At 52.6% G+C, this 22,206-nt stretch carries 18 protein-coding genes; 8 read left to right on the top strand and 10 right to left on the bottom strand.

The window, feature by feature from the left end; translation table 11 throughout:
* Positions 1-63 precede the first annotated feature (63 nt).
* Complete coding sequence (gene purT / locus I2F54_RS11245) at positions 64-1,230, top strand: formate-dependent phosphoribosylglycinamide formyltransferase (RefSeq protein ID WP_009120825.1); 1,167 nt, start codon at positions 64-66, stop codon at positions 1,228-1,230.
* Positions 1,231-1,314: 84 nt separating this feature from the next.
* Here purT and I2F54_RS11240 read toward each other — a convergent pair whose 3' ends face one another.
* Positions 1,315-1,800: a PepSY-like domain-containing protein gene (locus I2F54_RS11240; RefSeq protein WP_195501249.1), complete on the bottom strand. Its 486-nt coding sequence runs from the start codon at positions 1,798-1,800 to the stop codon at positions 1,315-1,317.
* A 102-nt stretch (positions 1,801-1,902) separates the two neighbouring features.
* A complete protein-coding gene (ispE, locus tag I2F54_RS11235; RefSeq protein ID WP_195501248.1) occupies positions 1,903-2,733 on the bottom strand; it encodes a 4-(cytidine 5'-diphospho)-2-C-methyl-D-erythritol kinase in 831 nt (276 codons plus the stop codon).
* Between the two features lie 215 nt (positions 2,734-2,948).
* Here ispE and dnaB point away from each other — a divergent pair, with 215 nt between their 5' ends.
* Entirely contained in the window at positions 2,949-4,523 is a 1,575-nt protein-coding gene (gene dnaB / locus I2F54_RS11230) for a replicative DNA helicase (protein ID WP_009120828.1), read from the top strand.
* 90 nt (positions 4,524-4,613) lie between these two features.
* On the opposite strand, the gene I2F54_RS11225 is transcribed toward dnaB, so the two are convergent.
* From I2F54_RS11225 to I2F54_RS11200, 6 genes are all read right to left on the bottom strand, one after another.
* Positions 4,614-5,441, bottom strand: coding sequence for an N-acetylmuramoyl-L-alanine amidase-like domain-containing protein (locus I2F54_RS11225; RefSeq protein ID WP_410518267.1), 828 nt, complete (start codon positions 5,439-5,441; stop codon positions 4,614-4,616).
* A gap of 11 nt (positions 5,442-5,452) precedes the next feature.
* Positions 5,453-8,668, bottom strand: coding sequence for a glycoside hydrolase family 2 TIM barrel-domain containing protein (locus I2F54_RS11220; RefSeq protein WP_195501247.1), 3,216 nt, complete (start codon positions 8,666-8,668; stop codon positions 5,453-5,455).
* A gap of 67 nt (positions 8,669-8,735) precedes the next feature.
* Positions 8,736-9,602: an alpha/beta hydrolase gene (locus I2F54_RS11215; RefSeq protein WP_009120832.1), complete on the bottom strand. Its 867-nt coding sequence runs from the start codon at positions 9,600-9,602 to the stop codon at positions 8,736-8,738.
* A gap of 109 nt (positions 9,603-9,711) precedes the next feature.
* Complete coding sequence (locus I2F54_RS11210; protein WP_195501246.1) at positions 9,712-11,703, bottom strand: OPT family oligopeptide transporter; 1,992 nt, start codon at positions 11,701-11,703, stop codon at positions 9,712-9,714.
* A gap of 251 nt (positions 11,704-11,954) precedes the next feature.
* Positions 11,955-12,350 (bottom strand): DUF1573 domain-containing protein, encoded by a 396-nt coding sequence (locus I2F54_RS11205; protein ID WP_009120834.1) that lies wholly within the window; start codon positions 12,348-12,350, stop codon positions 11,955-11,957.
* Positions 12,351-12,441: 91 nt separating this feature from the next.
* The gene (locus I2F54_RS11200; protein ID WP_195501245.1) at positions 12,442-13,149 is read right to left on the bottom strand and encodes a precorrin-2 C(20)-methyltransferase; all 708 of its coding nucleotides are present in this window, start codon (positions 13,147-13,149) and stop codon (positions 12,442-12,444) included.
* A 122-nt stretch (positions 13,150-13,271) separates the two neighbouring features.
* Between I2F54_RS11200 and I2F54_RS11195 the strand changes: the two genes are divergently transcribed.
* The 6 genes from I2F54_RS11195 (at position 13,272) to I2F54_RS11170 (ending at position 19,622) form a co-directional block, all read left to right on the top strand.
* On the top strand, positions 13,272-14,129 hold the full coding sequence (locus I2F54_RS11195; protein WP_195501244.1) for an AraC family transcriptional regulator: 858 nt from the start codon (positions 13,272-13,274) through the stop codon (positions 14,127-14,129).
* A gap of 94 nt (positions 14,130-14,223) precedes the next feature.
* Positions 14,224-14,814, top strand: coding sequence for a DUF417 family protein (locus I2F54_RS11190; RefSeq protein ID WP_195501243.1), 591 nt, complete (start codon positions 14,224-14,226; stop codon positions 14,812-14,814).
* 4 nt (positions 14,815-14,818) lie between these two features.
* A complete protein-coding gene (locus tag I2F54_RS11185; protein ID WP_195501242.1) occupies positions 14,819-16,174 on the top strand; it encodes an FAD-dependent oxidoreductase in 1,356 nt (451 codons plus the stop codon).
* A gap of 92 nt (positions 16,175-16,266) precedes the next feature.
* Positions 16,267-17,436 carry an ABC transporter substrate-binding protein gene (locus I2F54_RS11180; RefSeq protein ID WP_195501241.1) on the top strand — a complete coding sequence of 390 codons (1,170 nt, stop codon included), beginning with the start codon at positions 16,267-16,269 and terminating at the stop codon, positions 17,434-17,436.
* The gene (locus tag I2F54_RS11175; protein WP_009120841.1) at positions 17,433-18,497 is read left to right on the top strand and encodes an iron ABC transporter permease; all 1,065 of its coding nucleotides are present in this window, start codon (positions 17,433-17,435) and stop codon (positions 18,495-18,497) included. Before I2F54_RS11180 ends, I2F54_RS11175 begins: the two co-directional genes overlap by 4 nt.
* 102 nt (positions 18,498-18,599) lie before the next feature.
* Positions 18,600-19,622 carry an ABC transporter ATP-binding protein gene (locus I2F54_RS11170; protein ID WP_195501240.1) on the top strand — a complete coding sequence of 341 codons (1,023 nt, stop codon included), beginning with the start codon at positions 18,600-18,602 and terminating at the stop codon, positions 19,620-19,622.
* 14 nt (positions 19,623-19,636) lie between these two features.
* Here the strand turns inward: I2F54_RS11170 and I2F54_RS11165 are convergent, their stop codons facing one another.
* Complete coding sequence (locus I2F54_RS11165) at positions 19,637-20,311, bottom strand: outer membrane beta-barrel protein (RefSeq protein ID WP_195501239.1); 675 nt, start codon at positions 20,309-20,311, stop codon at positions 19,637-19,639.
* On the bottom strand, positions 20,308-22,203 hold the full coding sequence (cbiD, locus tag I2F54_RS11160) for a cobalt-precorrin-5B (C(1))-methyltransferase CbiD (protein ID WP_195501238.1): 1,896 nt from the start codon (positions 22,201-22,203) through the stop codon (positions 20,308-20,310). The genes I2F54_RS11165 and cbiD overlap by 4 nt, the downstream gene beginning before the upstream one ends.
* Positions 22,204-22,206: the final 3 nt, after the last annotated feature.

Below are 22,206 nucleotides of genomic sequence, written 5' to 3'. Positions count from 1 at the left end.
ATTTCTTTTTATATCGTTTTTTCTCCCTATCTTTGCGACAATTCTATAATAACTGATACTGAAATGAAAAAGATTTTACTGTTAGGTTCCGGTGAGCTGGGTAAGGAGTTCGTGATTTCCGCTCAGCGCAAGGGGCAATACATCATTGCCTGCGACTCTTATGCCGGAGCACCCGCCATGCAAGTGGCAGACGAATGCGAAGTGTTCAGTATGCTGGACGGTGACGCATTGGAACGTGTAGTACGCAAACACCGGCCGGATATTATTGTACCGGAAATTGAGGCTATCCGTACGGAACGCTTGTACGATTTTGAGAAAGAAGGTATTCAGGTTGTGCCCAGCGCCCGCGCAGTAAACTTTACCATGAACCGTAAAGCCATCCGCGACCTCGCCGCCAAGGAATTGGGACTGAAGACCGCCAAATATTTCTATGCCACTTCTTTGGACGAACTGAAAGCCGCTGCCGAAAAAATCGGTTTCCCCTGTGTGGTAAAACCGTTGATGTCTTCTTCCGGTAAGGGACAATCGCTCGTGAAGAGCGCCGACGAACTGGAGCATGCCTGGGAATACGGTTGTAATGGTAGCCGTGGCGATATAAAGGAGCTTATCATCGAAGAGTTCATTAAGTTCGACAGTGAGATAACCTTGCTGACAGTTACCCAAAAGAATGGTCCCACTCTGTTCTGTCCGCCTATCGGCCACGTACAAAAGGGTGGTGACTATCGCGAGAGTTTCCAGCCTGCCCATATCGATCCCGCTCATTTAAAGGAAGCGCAGGATATGGCAGAGAAAGTAACCCGTGCCCTGACAGGCGCCGGTTTGTGGGGAGTGGAATTCTTCCTGAGCCATGAGAACGGTGTTTACTTCTCCGAACTCTCTCCGCGTCCGCACGATACGGGTATGGTGACACTGGCAGGAACGCAAAATCTGAATGAATTCGAATTGCATTGCCGTGCCGTACTTGGCCTGCCTATTCCGGGTATCAAGCAAGAGCGGATCGGTGCAAGTGCCGTTATCCTGTCGTCCATTGCCAGTCAGGAGCGCCCTAACTATCGCGGTATGGAAGAGGTGGCCAAAGAAGAAGATACTTACTTGCGCATCTTCGGCAAACCGACTACCCGTGTCAATCGCCGTATGGGCGTTGTATTATGCTATGCGCCGCTGGGCAGCGACCTTGATACGCTGCGCGATAAAGCCAAACGAATAGCCGAGAAAGTAGAAGTGTACTAAGCCTGAGCTAAGTACATTTAAATATAAAGTATGAAGTATAACGGTGCCCCAACCGCATGGTTATACTTCATACTTAAATAACGTTTAATCAAACAATCCCGGGTAAATCTCTCCACCCAGTTCGCTCACATTCAGTTGTTGCTGTAACTTTCCGTCCGGCGAATAGAACAGTTGGAATTCTTCATTGGAATTGTAAACTTCCACTTCGATAACAATTATTGTAGGATGTTTGGGGAAAGTGATTATTCTCACATCTTTTAATCTCATGGAAGACATAATGCTTTCCATAAACGCTTCGGCAACGGGAGCGGGAACTTTCTCCAGCGACTCCACGTCATTCTCCGTCATTACCCATTGGGCATTTTCATCGAACCACACATCTATCTCCCGATTGTCCATAACGAACTCCGCCACATAACATCCCGCCATCTGTTCCCATTCCACATTAACGGCTTGCGGGTACATCTTCTCAAAGGCAACCTGTATTTTCGCGGGAAGCTCTTTGGCAAAGGCGGAAGCGGAAACAAGCAGTAGCATACTTGCTACGAAACAAAATCTAAATCTTTTCATCTTAAAATACAAAACATAAAGTATAAAATATGAGGTATAACAATGCCCCGTCCGCATGGTTCATACCTGATACCTCATATTTTATACTTTATGTTTTGTATTTCACACATTCAGCCTTCCCTTGTAGGAAAATGCTTTCTTCCCGAAATCAATATCCGGCAATACGGCATCAGCGGCAAACAACCCGTAAACGGATGACCCCGAACCACTCATTGATGCATAGACGGCACCCTGCCTGTACATCTCTTCCTTTATTTCTCCGATAGCGGGAAATTGAGGAAACACGCTCTCTTCAAAGTCATTCATCATATACTCTCTCCATTCTTCAACGGGCAACTGTATTGTCTCCTTTAGTGACCGCTGCGGACGGCGCGGCTTTATTTGCGAAAAGGCGTCCCGTGTGGAAACGAATATGTCCGGCTTTACCAACCAAAGCTGATACCCCTTCAACGACAAAGAAACAGGTGAGAATATATTCCCGATACCTTCCGCGTAAGTGGGAGCGTTCCGGATAAAGAAAGCGCAATCCGCACCCAGACGGGCCGCGTGTTCTTCCAGTTTGTCAAGACTCAAACCGAGATTGAATTTCTCATTCAGCAATTTCAGCATAAAGGCGGCGTCAGCCGAACCGCCCCCCAATCCGGCTCCCGAGGGGATACGTTTGAACAGATGAATATCTACCGGCGGCAGGTCGAACAACTCATCCAGCAGTTTATAAGCCTTTACTACCAGATTGTTTTCCGCTTCTCCTGCTATTTCGATACCTGCCTGATGCAGGCAATATTTTCCGTCACCGTCATGCAACGGGTTTATTTCCAGCGCATCTTCAATAGGAATAGGGTAGAAAATGGTTTCCAGATTATGGTAACTGTCCGGGCGTTTCTCTGTAATGTTCAGCCCCAAGTTTATTTTAGCGTTCGGAAAAGTAAGCATTGTTAAACCGAGAATTAAGAATTGAAAATTAAAAAACAAAAAACGGGCTGCCAAAGCGGCTCCGGACACAAAGTTAATGAATTCTGTTTATAGTAGATTGAAAACTTAACAACGATTTATTGATTGCTATCAATAAAATCATTTATCTTTGCTTTCCCTTTTGAAAGGCCGACTATTATTTCTTAATTTTTAATTTTCAATTTTTAATTCAAAAAGTGGCAGAACAAAGACGAACTACACGTACTCCGAAATCAAAAGCACCCCAGCCCGTCAACGACTACGGGCGTATCCAGCCGCAGGCGCCGGAGCTGGAAGAGGCTGTGCTCGGTGCATTGATGATTGAGAAAGACGCTTATTCATTGGTGAGTGAAATTCTCCGTCCGGAATCTTTTTACGAGCATCGGCATCAGCTGATATATTCCGCTATTACGGACTTGGCGGTCAATCAGAAACCGGTGGATATCCTTACGGTCAAAGAGCAGCTGGCCAAACGCGGAGATTTGGAAGAGGTGGGCGGTCCGTTCTATATAACCCAGCTCAGCAGTAAGGTAGCCTCTTCTGCGCACATCGAATATCACGCCCGTATTATCGCCCAAAAGGCGTTGGCGCGCGAGCTGATAACATTCACCAGCAATATCCAGTCCAAAGCGTTCGACGAGACGCTCGATGTGGACGACCTGATGCAGGAAGCCGAAGGCAAGCTGTTCGAGATTTCCCAACAGAACATGAAGAAGGACTATACGCAAATCAATCCGGTCATTGCCGAAGCGTACGACCTTATTCAGAAAGCCGCCGCCCGTACCGACGGTTTGAGCGGCCTCGAGAGTGGATTTACGAAGCTGGACAAGATGACTTCCGGTTGGCAGAACTCCGACCTTATCATTATAGCCGCCCGTCCTGCCATGGGTAAAACGGCGTTCGTGCTTTCCATGGCAAAGAACATCGCCGTGAATTTCCGCAACCCTGTCGCCCTGTTCTCCCTTGAAATGAGTAACGTGCAGTTGGTGAACCGTCTTATCTCCAATGTGTGCGAAATTCCGAGTGAGAAGATTAAGAGCGGACAGCTTGCCGACTACGAATGGCAACAGCTGGACTATAAATTGCGTGACTTGCTGGATGCGCCGCTGTATGTGGACGATACTCCTTCTCTTTCCGTATTCGAGCTTCGTACCAAAGCCCGTCGTCTGGTTCGCGAGCATGGGGTAAGGGTCATTATCATCGACTACCTTCAGTTGATGAATGCCAGCGGTATGTCGTTCGGTAGCCGTCAGGAAGAGGTGAGTACGATTTCCCGCTCGCTGAAAGGATTGGCCAAGGAGTTGAATATCCCTATCATCGCCCTGTCGCAGTTGAACCGTGGTGTGGAGAATCGTGAAGGGGAAGAGGGCAAGCGCCCGCAGTTGAGCGACCTTCGTGAATCCGGAGCCATCGAGCAGGATGCCGATATGGTATGTTTCATCCATCGTCCCGAATATTATAAGATTTATACTTCCGCCGACGGTAGCGACTTGCGTGGTATGGCGGAGATTATCATAGCCAAGCACCGTAACGGTGCCGTGGGTGATGTGCGCCTGCGCTTTATCGGCCAGTACACCCGCTTCCAGAATCCGGAGGACGATATGGTGATTCCGCCGCCTACCGAAGGTGGCGGGGGAGCTACGTTCGGTTCGCGTATGAACGCGCCCATCGGCAGCCCTTCTACGCCACCGCCACCGTCTGCCGCCGACTATATGCCTCAAACGGACAATCCGTTTGGCGGGGTGGGGTCGGACGGGCCGTTGCCGTTCTAACAAAAAACAAATCAAGGATGTACCGGTTATCGAGATAGAGGTACATCCTTGATTTGTTTTTTAGCCCTGTGATAGGGTTATCCAGCCTTGTTACTGTCCGTCCTTTTTCATCCTCAACACCCTGATCCCCGTAAATTTCTTATTGTTTTTCAGCATCTGTGCCAACGGCCTCTGCGTAACAACCACCATTTTCCGGGTAGAAGAAGCGTGAAGCAGCTTCAACACTCCTCTCTCATAATAGGCAAGCCCCAGATGGACAACATCCAATCCCGGAATATTGGTGGTGATGGCTATGATATCTCCATTCTTTATCCAACCGAAACCATTGTCGGGCAGCTTGTTCTTGGGGATATAATGAAAGACTTGTCCGGACAGGGACTTTTCTATTTCTTCCATCTTACCGATGTTGGCGGGAGATGACTCCAAGTGCTTGTACGCTTTGGCATGTGTAGACATGAAATCGAGGGACAGCCTTACCGTATCAGGGCTGTTGGCTGCGGCCACATCTTCCATGAAGCCATGCCTGACACCGTTATTAACCCAATCGGCAATGTAATGCAGGCGGGACGTGTAACCGTCAATTTTACCGTCACGGTAACGGATGTTTTGCAGGTTTCGCGCATAGTCGGCCTTATCTATCGCCCCGTCCTTGACGGGGGACAGTGACAGAGCCAGCACATACTCCACAAAAGTAGTGCAATCCACTTCGTCGAAGTTGACTACGAGTTTCTCCTCGTCGTTCACTTCCAGCGTATGCGCCACATAGGGAGTTTTGAGGAAGCTCAATCCGTATTTCAGCATGGCATTGTCCGCTTCCTGTGCAGAGACGGACGATGCGATTGCCAAAGTACAGCATATACCGAGTAAAGTGGAAAGCATACCGGATAAAACACGGATTCTGCCTGATAAGGCTTTCATTGTCAAACGGTTTAGTATTTATATATCAAACTCTTGAAATCCGTTTTCTTGTCGAACGGAACAATCGTAAAACCATAATCGATGGCATTCCACTTACCGCAGTATATCAGGTAAGGTTCATGAGCCAAAGCTCCCCAACTGTTGTCGCCTCCTACGCCCATCATGCGGTAATCCAAGAAGAAATCTACCGAATGTTCCGGTTGCGGATCGGTGAGGTGACGGTGGTTGGTCTTTTCGGTACGGGGAGAGCCGTTTTCGAGAGAGTCGCCGCTATCCAGGCTTTCCAGCGGATAGTTGGACACGTTCATTTCAAAAGTGCGGTCGGCTACAAACAGCAAGCCTTCTTGCGCCTTGTCGGTGAGGGTACACCAATAGATGTCCGTGCGGTGGTTGTTTTCCTGCGGGCGGACATAAGGCTCGTACATGTCTTTGATGCCCGACGTGTATTCGCCGATGAACTGTGAAGTGCGGCGGTCGCGGTAATTCTCTTCCGGACCCCGGCCGTAGTAGGTCAGCGAGGTGATGCGGGCGGGCAGTTGCATGCGCAGCCCCACACGCGGTATCATCGGTGTCTGGGCATTCTCCGCGACGAAGTGATTGTCCACCTTGATGACGCCGTTGCCGTACACCTTATACGTTATATCCCAGCGGGCGTCGGTCTGCGGGAAGCGGTAGGTCACTTTTACCGCCGTAGTATCTTTGTCACGCGCTACGTTGAAGCTTTCGGCTTTCGGTTCCTGGTAGCTGGCCTCTTTCCACGCTTTCAAACGTACGGGAAGCTTGGCTCCGTAATCATTGTCGGTAGGGGCGCGCCAGAAGAAGGGGCGGGGACCTTGTCCGTTGTGAATGAATTCCTGCTTCTTATATTGATAAGATACTAACAGACCGCTTTGCTTGTCGAATGTGGCTTTGAAGTCTGCACCGGAGAAAATGACTTGCCGGCCATTGTCTTCCGAATCGGCGAATGCCTGCTTCGGGGCGTTTTCCTTGTGGAAAGTATATACATAGGTTTGTTCGCGCGCGATGACCGTACCTGCCGGAAGAAACGGCTCGGGTGTACGGATGGCGGCATAGAACTCTATGCGTACGTCTCCGGTGGAGTTATTGACGACGGGAATGCCATTCAGGAACGGACTGGTAACGGTCTGTCCCGGTTCGGCTTGGATGTCCTCGATACGTCCTTTGTAAATCTCCTTGCCATGATGGCGGACGATATAATAAAAGTCGAATTTGTCGAGATTGGTAAAGGAGAAGTCGTTCCGTATCTTTACGACAAAGGCTACACGGTCGAAGTCGAAGAACTTGATGTTCTGATACACCTTTCTCATTTCCTCGGTCTGCGGCTTGACGCTGCGGTCGGGATATACCACACCGTTGATGCAGAAGTTGCCGTCGGACGGAGTGCCGTACTCACCGTAATCGCCGCCGTACGTCCAGTATTTGCGGCCGTCAGCGGTCTTGGCGGCAAGTCCCTGGTCTACCCAATCCCAGACGCAACCGCCTTGCAGGATGGGATACTTCTCGATGATGTTCCAGTAATCCTGGAAGTTACCCAGGCTATTCCCCATGGCATGGGCGTATTCGCAGAGAATGAGCGGGCGGGTCATTTCGGGGTCTTGCGCGTATTTCTCAATATGGGCGGGGCGGTGGTACATGGGGCAGAAGATGTCCGTATTCCATTCCGTCAGGGCGCGTTCGTATTGTACGGGGCGGCTGTCAAGCGCTTTCAGCGTGTTATAGGTGACGTAGAAGTTCAGACCGTTTCCCGCTTCGTTGCCCAATGACCAGATGATGATGCTCGGATGATTCTTGTCCCGCTCATACATATTCAGCGTGCGGTCTACATGGGCGTTCATAAACAGCGGATTGTTTCCCAGCGTGCCGCCTACGCTCAGATTGTAGCCCATTCCGTGGCTCTCGATATTGGCTTCGTCTATGACGTAGAAGCCATACCGGTCGCACAGTTCATAGAAACGTTCCTGTTGCGGGTAGTGGCAGGTGCGGATAGTGTTTATGTTGTACTGCTTCCAAAGCTCGAAGTCTTTCAGCATGAGCTCTTCGGGAACGTAGTGCCCGGTGTATTCATTATGCTCGTGATAGTTGACGCCTTTCACGAGGATAGGTCTGCCGTTTACCATCAGTTGCTTGTCCTTTATCTCTACGGTACGGAAACCGACTTTGCAGCTGGTGGCCTCGATAACGTCGCCGTTGATATGCTTCAGGCTGATAACGAGCGTGTAGAGGTCGGGCGTTTCGGCTGTCCATTGCAACGGTGCTTCGATTGTCTTGGGGGTGAACTCCACTTCCGTCTGACCGTGACCCACACGGGTCGAGGACTGGGCGACCTGCCTGCCTTTGCTGTCCAGCAAGCGATAGCCTACGACGAACGGGACTTCCTTGTCGGTTTTGTTGGCGAACTTCACTTTCAGTTTCAGGATTCCGTTGCGATAATCTCCGTCCAGAGGCGTTTCGGCCTTGAAGTCCGTCAGATGTATTTGCGGGCGGGCATACATGTAAATGTCCCGTTCGATGCCGCTGATGCGCCAAAAGTCCTGACACTCCAGATAGTTGCCGTCGGAAAAACGGTGTACCTGTATGGCTATCACGTTCTCGCCCCTGTGGGCAAAAGACGTAACGTTGAAGCGGGCAGGGGTCTTGGCGTCTTTGTTCATGCCGACAAACTTGCCGTTGAGGTAGTAGAACGCCGCTCCGCGCACTCCGTCGGCGCTCAGGAAGATTTCTTTGCTCTCCCAATCGGCGGGCAGGGTGAAAGTGCGGCGGTAGGTTCCCGTGGGATTCCATTCCTTGGGCACGTACGGCGGATTGGGCTTATCCCAGTAAGGAACGTAGCCGGAAGAGCAGAATTCGTACGGGTGGTTGACGTAGATGGGAGTGCCGAAACCCTGCACTTCCCAGTTGCCGGGGACGTCGATGTCCGGCCAGCGGCTTACGTCTGTCCGGGCATCCATGAAGTCGGTGGGACGGTCGGCGAAGTTCTCTACGTAGTCGAACTTCCACTTTCCGTTGAGGGAGATGCGGAATGTTCCGTTCTTGCGGTCGTTGATGACGGCGTCCGCCTCGTTCGTATAAGAGGTAAAGGTACTGTGGGGCGGTTCTTTGTTGATGTTCGTCAGTCGGGGATTGGTGATTTGCGCGTACCGGTCTTCCTGCGCCGCGAGGGCGAGAGGAAGAAGGGCGGCGGCCATCAGTAGTCTTTGTATTTTCATGATAATGGAGTTTTAAGGTTTGAACGGGTTGATGATGGTTGTAATCGTGTTGTTTTCGGAAGTGCTGTTATTCCGGAAAGGCAAGTCCTTCCCTCAACCATTTTTCCAACTCGCCGGTCCATTGGCGCTTGTACGTGAAGTTGTCACGGAAGCCCCAGCCGTGGCCGCCGGTAGGATAGACATGCAGCGTGGCGGGTACTTTTTGTTCGCGCAAGGCGAGGAAGTAACCGATGCCGTTGATGGGCAGTACGGTTGCGTCATCGGCGGACAGCATGATGAAGGCTTGCGGGGTTTGGGGAGATACCTGCCGTTCGAGCGAGTATTTCTGTTCCAGTTCGTCAGAAGGAGCCTCGCCGATGAGGTTCTTGCGTGAACCGCCGTGAGTGACGCCTTTCAGCATGGAGATAACGGGATAGAACAGAATCTGAAAGTCGGGACGAGTGGCGTCACTGCCGTACAGCGTGGCAAGAGAGGCTGCCAGATGTCCGCCTGCGGATGCTCCCATGATACCGATACGGTTAGGATTGAGCCCCCATTCTTTGGCATGCCCGCGTACGAGGCGGATGGCTTGTTCGGCGTCCGACAGGGGAACTTCGTTGTGCCCGTTCGGCATGCGGTACTTCAGCACCGCATACGTGATGCCTTGCGTTGTAAACCAGGCTGCCATGTCGTGCCCTTCGTGGTTCATGGCGAGACGGCCGTATCCGCCGCCGGGACACATGATGACAGCCATACCGTTGGGTTTGGCCGGACGGTAGACGGTAATGGACGGATTGACCACATTGGCGACGCGTCCGCCTTTCAAATCTTCCTGCGCACCGGTCAGCCCGTTGGTATTGGGCGCACCGTCAGGCCACAACAGCAGTTCGACGGGTTTCTGCGCGGACAGTGCCGTCGCTGCGAATAAAAGGGATAGGAATAGTATTTTTCTCATGATGTTGAACTTTAATTTATATCAAATGAATATGTATAACCTGACTGTACATATTCATTTGATGAATATCGTTTTATATTGTCCGAGCTTATTTCAGTATCCTCGCAGCTTATTTTGTTTTCATCGAAGCTTTGACGAGATAGAATATCAGGATGGCATAAGCGCCCAGCGCCAGCACTTCAGACCATGTGTTGTTGAGCCATGCGTCGTTCACCAGGTTTACGCCGCCGAAGCGCATTGCCGCACTTACCACGCCCATCAGCGCGCCGCCTGCAATGAAACCGGATGCCAACAGCGTACCTTTCTCACCGCGTTCTGCGTTGAGGACTGCATCTTTGCTGCGGCCGGTTACGTACCAGTTTACGGCGCCGCCCACCACCAACGGAACGTTCAGTTCCAACGGGATGAACATACCCAGCGCGAAAGCGAGAGCCGGTATCTTACAAGCGTTCAGCACGATAGCCAACACCGCACCGATGCCGTACAGCAACCACGGGGCGCCCACACCGTTCATCAACGGTTCGATAACCGCCGCCATTGCGTTGGCCTGCGGAGCTGCCAGTTGTCCGCTGGTAAATCCGTAAGTCTTGTTCAGGATAATCATCACACCGCCTACGGTAGCCGCCGAAACGATTGTTCCGAGGAACTTCCACGTTTCCTGCTTGACGGGGGTGCTTCCCAGCCAGTAACCGATTTTCAGGTCGGTGATGAAACCGCCCGCCATAGACAGCGCCGTACACACCACGCCGCCCATCACCAAAGCCGCCACCATTCCGCCGGGGCCTTTCAAGCCTACCGCCACCATTACTACCGATGCAAGGATAAGCGTCATGAGCGTCATGCCCGATACCGGATTCGTACCCACAATGGCAATGGCATTGGCCGCTACGGTGGTAAAGAGGAACGAGATGCCCGCAACGAGCAGGATAGCCACCACCGTGTGCAGCAGATTGCCCTGCATCACGTCGAAGTAGAAGAACAGCGTAACCAGTATCAGCGTGATGATGGAACCGATGGCGATAATCTTCATGGAAAGGTCGCGTTGCGTACGCTTCACGCCGGCTTCCGCATCGGCCTTGCCGCCCATCTCTTTGGCGGCCAGTCCCACGGCGCTCTTGATGATGCTCCATGACTTGATGATGCCGATGATGCCCGCCATCGCGATACCGCCGATACCGATGCTCTTGGCGTAGTATTTGAAGATTTCTTCGGGAGACATGGCGCCTACGGTGGCGGTAATCTCCGGGTTCCATTGATTGAGCACGCTGTCGCCCCAGATGAGGGACATGCCCGGAATGATAATCCACCACACGGCCAGCGAACCGGCGCAGATGATGGAAGCGTATTTCAGTCCGACGATATATCCCAGACCCAGTACGGCCGCTCCGGTATTCACCTTGAATACCAGCTTGGCTTTCTCCGCCAGCATTTCGCCGAAGCCGCATACGCGGGTGGTGAAATTCTCGTTCCACCATCCGAAGGTGGCCACGATGAAGTCGTAAAGACCGCCGATGATACCCGCCATCAGCAACGGTTTCGCCTGGCTGCCGCCTTTCTCGCCCGATACAAGCACCTGCGTCGTTGCGGTCGCTTCGGGGAAGGGGTATTTGCCGTGCATGTCGCTTACGAAATATTTACGGAACGGGATAAGGAAAAGAATACCCAGCACACCGCCCAGCAGCGAGCTGATGAATACTTGCGCGAACGTTACGGTGATTTCCTGCGGATAGCTTTCCTGCAGGATATACAGTGCGGGCAGGGTAAAGATGGCGCCTGCCACGATTACCCCGGAACTGGCTCCGATGGATTGGATGATGACGTTTTCGCCCAGCGCGTTCTTGCGTTTGGCTGCGCCGGACACGCCGACGGCGATGATGGCGATAGGGATGGCCGCCTCGAATACTTGTCCCACTTTCAGTCCCAGATAGGCCGCCGCCGCCGAAAACAGAACCGCCATAGCGATACCCCACAGTACCGACCAGAGGTTCACTTCGGGATATTTCCTGTCGGGACTCATCAAGGGGTTGTAGACTTCTCCCGGCTTTAGCTCCCGGAACGCATTTTCCGGCACGCCGGTCAGTTTCTCTTCTTCTTGTTTCATGATAGTTGTTTTATTTTTATTGTTATGATTGCGATATGTCTTGATTATCCGCTTTGTGAATGTGTAATTTCCGTCCTGCGGGATGAAATAAACCGTCTCACGAGACGGATTTATTCGTCTTACGGGACAATATTTTTTGTCCTGCGGGATAAATATTTTCATCCCGCAAGACAAATTTGTTATAGACTTCAAAGAAAGCAAAAAAAAAGGAGAATTGAAAAATTCTCCTTTATTCTGTATCATAAAAACGTTTATTTGGCGTCTTTGGCGGTCATGTCGCCCTCAACGAACAGACGTATCATTTCGGTCTTGGCGTTGGTGCGCAGCGTAATGGACTTTTTGAAGTGTCCGGGATATTTGCCTGTACCGTTGTAGGTAATCTTGATGGTTCCGGTCTTTCCGGGCATCACCGGCTCTTGCGTGTATTCGGGCACCGTGCATCCGCAAGATGCCACGGCCTGGTGGATTACCAGCGGAGCGTCTCCTACGTTGGTGAATGTAAACGTGCAGCTTACCACCGGATTGTTCTCGGAGAATGTTCCGAAGTTATGGGTGGTCTTGTCGAATTTGATGTCCGCCCCGCCTTGTGCGCAGGCATAACCGATGCTCATAACCAGCATCAACATATAAAAAGCAAGTTTCTTCATGTCTTTATCTTTTTTAATTACACAAGGTGCAAAGGTAAGCCATTTCCGCAAAAATCACTCGTACTCTGTGCGAAATTGTATTAAATCGGCATCAGAAACCATTGTGACGGATGATGAGCAGGGAGAAATAAGGGAAACGGAGCGTTTCGAGCTGCTGCCTGTCGCTGATGTATTTCTCTTGCGGAGTGCCTACGTTCTCAAAATAACGGTAGTCGTATTCGGGATGCAGGCGGATGCAGCGGTGTACCTCGCCGGCGCATTGCGACAGCTTCATGATGACGACTGTGCTCCCCGACTGTATCAGCCGTTCTATCTCTTCGGCGGTGGTGATGCCGGGAATTACGGTCAGCCTCTCTTCCTGGCTGGCGATGTGCAGTCCGCCCCGCGCTCCGGCGGCGATGAAGGCGGGGATGCCGGCAATCTGTTCCACGGGGATGCCGGCGGCTTGCAGTTTCTCATATATATAATGTATAGAGGAGTAGAAGCCTGCATCGCCCTCTGCCACGACGGCCACTTTCCTGCCTGCGTGATGCAGGGAAAGGGCTTCGGCGTACACTCGGTCGTAGGCGTTGAGGGCGTCCGTCCGCTGCTTGCTCATGGGCAGGGAGAAGCGGCGGATATGGCCGGCGGGTATGTCGAGCCGGAGCATGATGTCGGCGGCACGTGAGAGGGGACGGCCGTCGCGGGCGAGTGTTTCGGGACAGAAGATGCAATCGGCGGCTTGCAGGGCTTTCAGTCCTTTCAGGGTAATCAGTTCGGCTTCTCCGGGGCCGAGGGATACGAAGGTGATGGGGAACATTCTGTTTTACTGTTAATCCGGTTAGAAATAAAAAGGAATTTCGGGATGCAAAAGTCGGGAAATAATCGGTAGTAAACAAGATATTATTTATCTTTGTTATTTCTATCAAATAATCTGCGAGTATGGATTACCAACTGAATACACGCTTGAACGGCAATATCGCGATGACATCCCGCTTCCACGAAAGCAAGCCGCTGCAACGTGACAAGACTTTGTATAAGTTTCTGTGGGTGCAGGGCGGTACGCTTACCGTCGAGGTAGACCACATCCCCATGAAGCTGGAAAAGGACGAGATTATTACGCTTACCCCGCTGCATCATCTGGATATCAAAGAGGTGGAAGGCGAGTATCTGGCTTTTGTGTTCAACAGTAACTTCTACTGCATCTACGGGCACGACGACGAGGTGTCCTGCAACGGATTCCTGTTCTACGGCTCGTCCCGGGTGATGCGGTTGAAGCTGTCGGAAGAGCAGTCGTCCAACCTGCGCGACATAGTCCGGATTTTCCGTCAGGAGTCCGCCGTTAATGATAATCTCCGGGAAGAGATGCTGCGGATTGTGCTGAAACGTTTCATCATCACGTGTACACGCATTGCCCGTACACGGTTCGGTGTGGGGCGGGAGAATGAACAGACGTTCGATGTTATCCGCCGGTTCTATGTGTTGGTAGACAGTAACTTCCGCGAGAAGAAGCAAGTGCGGGACTATGCCGATATGCTTTGCCGTTCGCCTAAAACGCTGTCCAATCTGTTTGTGGCCTGCGGATTGCCCTCACCGCTTCGCGTCATCCACGAGCGGACAGAGGCGGAAGCCAAGCGGCTGTTGCTGTACACGCGCAAAAGCGCTAAGGAAATCGGCTCTATCCTGGGCTTTGAGGACGTGGCCGCCTTCAGCCGTTTCTTCAAGAAAATGACGGGCGGGAGCGTGTCGGACTACCGAAAACAGGTACAACGGGAAGAATTGCCAACTGTTACGGAATAATTGCTATTCCGCAACCGGCCGGAAACAGGGATATTTGCAAAAACATTTCACCGGAGACGTAACGCCTCTTCAGTGAACCTAAAACAACAAAGATATGAAAACGAAATTGCAAAACCTGTTTTTTGCGGCGCTGACACTGGCCGCTTCTTCCCAAAAGCTGGGTGTTAACCTCATCCGTGTGGCTATTCTTGTGATATTTGTATGGATAGGCGGTTTGAAATTCTGGAACTACGAAGCCGAAGGAATCGTACCGTTCGTGGCAAACAGCCCGTTCATGAGTTTCTTCTACAACAAGCCTGCGCCGGAGTACAAGGAATACAAGCTGAAAGAGGGCGAGTTCAACGAAGCCAAGCACCGGTGGCACGCGGAGAACAATACCTACGGTTTCTCCCGCGGCCTCGGCATACTGATTATGACAATCGGTATCCTTACCTTCCTGGGGATATTCTCTCCCGGAATCGGACTGGCAGGAGCCGCGCTCGCCCTCATAATGACTGTCGGCACGCTTTCGTTCCTCGTCACCACCCCCGAGGTGTGGGTTCCCGATTTGGGAAGCGGAGAGCATGGCTTCCCCTTGCTGACCGGAGCCGGACGACTGGTCATTAAAGATACCGCCATCCTTGCCGGAGCCATCGTGGTGCTGGCGGACAGCGCGAAAAGAGTATTGAATCGATTAAAGAAATAAGAGTATGAAAAAGTATGATGCTATTATTATCGGCTTTGGAAAAGGCGGCAAGACACTCGCTGCCGAGCTGGCGAAACGGAACTTTACTGTTGCCATGATAGAACGTTCGGATAAGATGTACGGCGGTACGTGTATCAATATCGGATGTATTCCGACCAAGACGCTGGTACATTCGGCGGAGCTGGCGGATAAGAGCGCGTCCTGGGAACAGAAACAGGCGTACTACCGCCGTTCCGTGGCAAAGAAAGAGGAAGTGACCTCTTTCCTGCGTCAGAAGAACTACCGCAATCTGGCAGACCATCCCAATATAACGGTATATACGGGTACGGGCTCTTTCATCGCCCCCGATGCGGTGGAGGTACGCATGGCGGAAGAAACAATCCGGCTTCAGGCGCCGCGGATATTTGTCAATACGGGAGCCGAAACCGTCATTCCGCCTATCGAGGGGATAAAGGACAATCCGAAGGTGTACACCAGCACTTCCATCATGGAACTGACGGAACTGCCCAAGCGTCTCGTCATCGTGGGCGGCGGATACATCGGCTTGGAGTTCGCCTCGATGTACGCTTCTTTCGGTTCGCAGGTGACGGTGCTGGAAAGCTCTTCCGAACTGATAGCCCGCGAAGACCGTGACATTGCCGCCAGTGTGCAAGAGGTGCTGGAGAAGAAAGGCGTAACGTTCCGTCTGAATGCCCGTGTGCAGTCCGTGGACGGTACGGTGGTTGTCTGCCGGGATGCCGTGACGGGCGAGGTGATGCGGCTGGATGCGGATGCCGTTCTTCTGGCTACCGGACGCCGCCCCAATACCGCAGGATTGAACCTGTCCGCAGCTGGGGTGGAGGTGAACGAGCGGGGCGCTATCATCGTGAACGAGCATTTGCAGACCACCAATCCCAATATCCGCGCCATCGGCGATGTGAAAGGCGGTTTACAGTTCACCTACATTTCGCTGGACGATTATCGCATTCTCCGCGAGGATTTGTTTGGAGCGGGCGAGCGTAAGGTGTCCGACCGTGAGCCGGTGAGCTATTCGGTATTTATAGACCCGCCGCTTTCACGCATCGGCATGAACGAGGACGAAGCCCGCAAGAAAGGCTTGAACATCAAAGTAAACAGACTCCCCGTCGCCGCCATTCCCCGTGCCCGTACATTGGGCAATACGGACGGGCTGTTCAAGGTGGTGGTGGATGCCGATACCGATAAGATACTGGGCTGTACCCTGTTCGGAGCGGAGTCGGGCGAAGTCATCAATCTGGTGGCAATGGCCATGAAGACGGGGCAGGAATATACTTTCCTGCGCGATTTCATCTTCACGCATCCCAGCATGAGCGAGGCGTTGAACGATTTGATGAACTTGTAGACTCTTTTTCTTTGACGATTTGTGCGGGGAGAGTTTGCGTATCTCCCCAAAATTGCCGAATATTGTGCTCTGAAATATAAAACCGAATAATCATGACCAGATTACCTCTCATGGGTATTGCATTCGCGTGTGCATTGTCTATGACTTCTTGCGGCGCGAAGTCCCGGCAAGCGTCCGGTGATTCCGGTTCCGCGGCTGTTGCGGTCTCCGTTACGGACACCGTTTCCGCAATTGTTCCCGTCTACGCCAAAGGCTATACGGTGAAATATCTGCCGGGAAATGTACGCTTGGTGGACATACGCGACCCTCAGAAAGAAGAGGGGAATACTTTCCGGTATGCCTTGGTTCCGAAGGGCGCGAAGCCTGCCGGTATCCCCGACGGCTATACCGTGATAGAAACTCCGGTGAAGCATGCCATCTGCATGACTTCCCTGCAACTGTCCAACTTCATCCGTTTGGATGCCTGCGACTACGTGGCGGGCATCACCAGTACCCGCCACCTGTTCAACAAGGAGATGAAAGAGCGTCTGAAATCGGGGAAGACATCCAAAATAGGGATTGAGGGAAACTTCGATAATGAGGTGATTATGAGCATAAACCCCGATGTCATCTTTATCTCTCCTTTCAAGCGGGGCGGATATGATGCCATGCGTGAGACAGGCATTCCGCTGGTTCCGCATTTGGGATATAAGGAGATGACTCCGCTGGGACAGGCGGAATGGATAAAGTTCATCGGCATGTTCATCGGCCGGGAAGCAGAGGCGAATGCCGGGTTTGCCGGGATAGAGAAACGGTATAACGAGCTGAAAGAGCTGGTGGCCGGTGTGAAAAGACGTCCTGTGGTGTTCAGCGGTGAAATGCGTGGCGGCAACTGGTATGCGGTAGGCGGAAAGAGTTTCCTCGCCGAGCTGTTTCGTGATGCCGGGGCGGACTATTTCCTGAAAGACGACCCTCGTTCGGGGGGCGTGACACTGGATTTCGAGACGGTGTACAGTCAGGCGGAGAGCGCCGACTACTGGCGCATCGTCAACAGCTATGACGGAACATTCTCTTACGACGCCTTGAAGTCCTTAGACCCTCGCTATGCCGACTTTCGCGCTTTCCGTGAGCAAGGGGTAATCTACTGCAATATGCGTGAGAAGCCCTTCTATGAGAGTATGCCCATGCAGCCCGAGGTAGTCTTGGAAGATTTGATTCATGCTTTTCATCCCGACCTGCTGCCCGATTACAAACCCACTTATTACGAGCGACTGAACCGATGAAAAGACCTGCGCTGCCGTTGATGCTCCTTATACTGGCATCCATCTTCCTGTTCTTTTTGCTGAACCTGTTGCTGGGCTCCGTCCATATCCCGTTTGGCAAGATATGGGAATTGCTGTGGGGGACGGGAGCGGCTTCCACCCCCGATATGATGAGCAATCAGGAAGTTATCTGGAGCAATATCCTTTGGAAAAGCCGTGTGCCGCAGGCTCTTACGGCGTTGGTGGCGGGAGCGGGGCTTTCGGTCAGCGGTTTGCAGATGCAGACGGTGTTCCGTAATCCGCTGGCAGGACCTTCGGTGCTGGGCATCAGTTCGGGAGCGAGCCTGGGAGTAGCCTGCGTGGTGCTGCTGTCCGGTGCTATGGGCGGTGTGGCGCTGAGCCGTCTGGGATATATGGGAGAGGTAGCGCTGTCCGTCGCCGCCATTATCGGGGCATTGTCCGTGATGGCGCTGATAGTCTACGTCTCCCAGAAGGTAAAGGGAAATGTGACGCTGCTGATTATCGGCGTGATGATAGGCTATGTGGCAAGCGCCATTATCGGCGTACTGAAATACTTCAGCGTGGAAGAGGATATCCGGGCATACGTCATCTGGGGGCTGGGCAGCTTTGCGCGCGTCTCCGGCGACCAGATGCTGCTGTTTGTCTGCATTATGGCAGTGTTGCTGCCCTTGTCGTTCCTGCTGATAAAGACCATGAACCTGTTGCTGCTGGGCGACGGCTATGCACGCAACCTGGGACTGAACATCAAGCGGGCGCGCCTGCTCGTCATATCCTGTTCCGGAGTGCTGGTGGCCATTGTCACCGCCTACTGCGGGCCTATTATGTTTATCGGGCTGGCAGTGCCTCATTTGTGCCGCGCCATCTTCCATACGTCCGACCATCGCATCCTGATGCCCGCCACCTTGCTGGTAGGCGCCGCATTGGCGTTGGTGTGCAATCTGATTGCCCGTATGCCGGGATTCGAGGGGGCGTTGCCCGTCAATTCGGTGACTGCGCTGGTAGGCGCTCCGGTGGTTGCGTCCGTACTTTTCAGAAAGAGAAAAGGGGAGCTGAACGAATGAAATGTCAGGTCTGTCAAAACGGGTGTATCAAGTATGTCAAACAGGCGTATCAAGTACGTCAAACGACCATATCAAGTATATCAAACTGTAATATCATATATATTGAAGAACGAGACTATACATATCGAGAATCTCTCTATCGGTTATCCCGGTAAGAGTGATGTGAAGGTAGTGGCGGACGGCATCTGCGCCGGCATCAACAGCGGCGAGCTGACCTGCCTGCTGGGTGCCAACGGAGTGGGTAAGTCCACATTACTCCGTACCCTGTCCGCTTTCCAGCCCAAACTGGGTGGAGAGATACATATCCAAGGAAAAGAGATTGAATCCTATACCGACAAGCAACTGTCGCGCGTTATCAGCGTAGTGCTGACGGAGAAATGCGACATCCGCAACATGTCCGTTACGGAGCTGATAGGACTGGGACGCAGCCCTTATACAGGCTTTTGGGGGACGCTTACCAAAGAGGACAGGCATATAGTGGAGCACTCCGTTTCCCTGGTCGGTATTTCTCACCTTGCGCATCGGATGGTGCATACGCTGAGCGACGGCGAGCGTCAGAAAGTCATGATAGCCAAAGCGCTTGCGCAGGAAACTCCTGTGATTTACCTGGACGAACCTACCGCCTTTCTCGACTTTCCCAGCAAGGTGGAAATGATGCAACTGCTGCACCACCTCAGCCGGCAGACGGACAAGACCATTTTCCTCTCCACGCACGACCTCGAACTGGCTCTGCAAATAGCCGACAAAATCTGGCTCATGGACAAGGCGAACGGTGTCACTATCGGTACTCCCGAAGACCTGTCGCTGAACGGCAGCCTTAGCAGCTTCTTCGCCCGCAAGGGCATCGTGTTCGACTTGGAAACCGGATTGTTCCGTGTAGACAATGAATATACCTCTCAGATACGTCTGTCGGGTCATGGGCAGAGATACGCCATGGTACGCAAAGCCTTGCAGCGCAACGGCGTCCTCGCCAACCGCAACGTAGAGTCGGACACCTGTATCGAGACAGGCGATTTGAAGGGAGACGGCACTTTTGTCCTGCATCGTCCCGGTGAAGAACCGGTGCGCCTTACCAGTATCGAGGATTTATTGGCGAAGCTCCATGAGCGCTCGCATTGTAAATAGCAATCATCCGGCCGTTATCGGAATTTATATCCTACGGTAAAGAATGAAGCGAAGTTTCGGGGCAGGTAGTTATGGAACTCTTCCGTATCTATTACCTGCCTCAGTTGCTGATTGACCTTTACCAGCCCCACCTGCGCCTCTGCACCGATGACGAACCTGCGGTATTCCAAAGCGATTCCCACGACGATACCGCCGTCCAACCGCCTGTTTCCGGCATTATTCTCCAGGACGCAACCAAACGTATCCATCTTGAACCGCCTGTTTCCGTCGGCGGAGCTGCCGCTGTAATAATACGGGATGCTGCCGGATGTCTTTCCGCCCACACCGCAGGCGATGTACGGGCCGACATTCAGCGAGGCGTGGTAATCCTTTCCCAACGGCAGCCTTGCGGCCACCCTGACGGGTATCTGCAAGTACAGCTCGTTCATCCCGGCGTTCCGCACGTAGTCCATATCATCCCTGCCGCCTATGGATACAAATTCCAACGCGGATCGCAGCGTCCAGGTCTTATTCAACGCGTATTCCGCGCCTATCCCCGCTTTGCAGGCTATTTGCGTATCACTGCCGGAGTGCTTTCCGTAAAGGCGGGAAGTTCCGATTCCCGCCTCTGCATAAAAGGAGATAGGTGACTGCGCCCGGACGGCCGATGTGGCAACCGCCATGCACATTATCATCAATGCCTTTTTCATACATATATCTTTCCGTCTTCGCCGATTAATAAAATCGTGAGCTCTCCGTCGGGTAACAGGGGAGCGCAGCACTGCCTGCAAAGCTCTATCAATAGCTTGGCGAATGTTTCCAGCTTTTCCGCGGGAATGATGTCCCATAACTCCCGCGCCAGATTCATCTTCCGGATAGCGGCCAATACGTCTTCGCCGCATTCCGCCCGGCTGGCTATGTCCTGAATGAAGTCCTTGTTCATCACAACCTTCTTGCTATGGGTATCAAGGTGGCCTTCCGCCAGTTTCACGGCTTTGCCTATCATTACTCCCAGCGTGACACGGGGCAGTTTCAGCTCGTCGGCTATCTTCAGCGTCTCGCCGATGAAGTTGCCGTAATGTACAAAGGCCTGTACCGGCAACCCGGGATAGTAGGCCTTGATGTACCGTTCGCTCTTTGCCCCGGAACTGATAACCACACGCGGGCTGTCCGTGGCGCGCGCCACTTCCATCGACTTGCGGATAGAGCTTACGAACGCCTCGCTGGAGAACGGCTTCACGATACCCGACGTACCGATGATGGATAGTCCCCCTTCTATGCCCAGACGGGGATTGAAGGTACGCTTGGCTATTTCCTCGCCGCCGGGTACGGAGATGGTCACAACGATGGGATTGCTCATTTTAGGCACGCCGACATAGCTGAGGTACATCCTTACATTCTCTTCTATCATCTTGCGTGGCGTGGAATTAATGGCGGGCGCTCCCAGTTCCAGTCCTAATCCCGGCATGGTGACGATACCTATCCCTTCTCCGCCGGCGATGATGATGTTATAATCGTCTTGCTGCTTTCCACTGTTCACCTCGTCCATATTGAACGGCAGGGCGATATTCACCTTAATCTGCATTCCGTTGGTAATGTCGGGGTCGTCTCCCGCGTCTTTTATGACGCAGGCTTCCGATTCCACCATCCAGTTGTCGTTGACGGAACTGGAACGGGGACGTTGCTTCTGAGGCTCTACGGGAACTCCTATCATCTCCCCATTGGGTAGGGTTACTATAAACTCCGGGGGACGGAGAGTTCCGTCGAGGTTGAATATATCCCATATGGCTGCTGCGGCCGCTGCGGCCGCGCATGTTCCCGTGGTGAACCCGCTGCGCAGGTCATAGAATCCGGGATGGTACAGCTCTACCATTCTTCGCAGACCGTGTCGCCCGTTTACGGGCAGGAGATTGGGTTGGAGCGGCGGACGCTTTATGATGAAGATGCGGATGCCCAGTTCCTGGGCTGCTTCCACCTTCTCGGAAAACCCGCCGGAAGCGCCGCTTTCTTTGATTACGATAGCATCGGGACGTATCTGCCGTATCAGCAGGCGTTCGTCTTCTCCGGCATGGTAGTAACGCAAATATTCTTCGGGGAATGCCTCGCTTCTCGCCAATTCGCGTGAACTCTCACGGTCGAGGATACGGAAATAGCAGCGGCAGCTTTCCTGCCAGAGCGCTTTCAGTTTGCCTATACTCTTTACTCCTGTCAGCGCCAGTAGTATGTAGACCTCTTCCTTCTTTATCTTTTGGACGGCGTCTTCAAAACTGTCGCACCATACGATACCGTCATGCTTTTCTATGCGGGGGTAAATGCGGTCGTAGAGGATGGCCGGAATCTGAAGCTTGTCGGATACGTCGTTGACGTTCCTGTGCAGCTCCTCGGCAAAAGGATGCGCGGCATCTATCAACAGTGAAATGTTCTCTTTACGGCAGAAAGATTCCATAGCGTCTTTATCCATGCCACCTTGCAGGCGGATGCCGTTATGCAGAGGAATGTCTTGTTCGTAACCCTTGGTTGAATAATAGAAGGGCTTTCCAGCTTCCTCAAGTGTTTGGACGGCTATGCGTCCTTCGGTTGTACCGCCTAATACTAATATCATTTT

It is taken from the genome of Bacteroides clarus (genome assembly GCF_015555825.1).
Classification (GTDB): Bacteria; Bacteroidota; Bacteroidia; order Bacteroidales; family Bacteroidaceae; genus Bacteroides; species Bacteroides clarus.
This window is presented reverse-complemented; position numbering and strand designations above follow the sequence as displayed.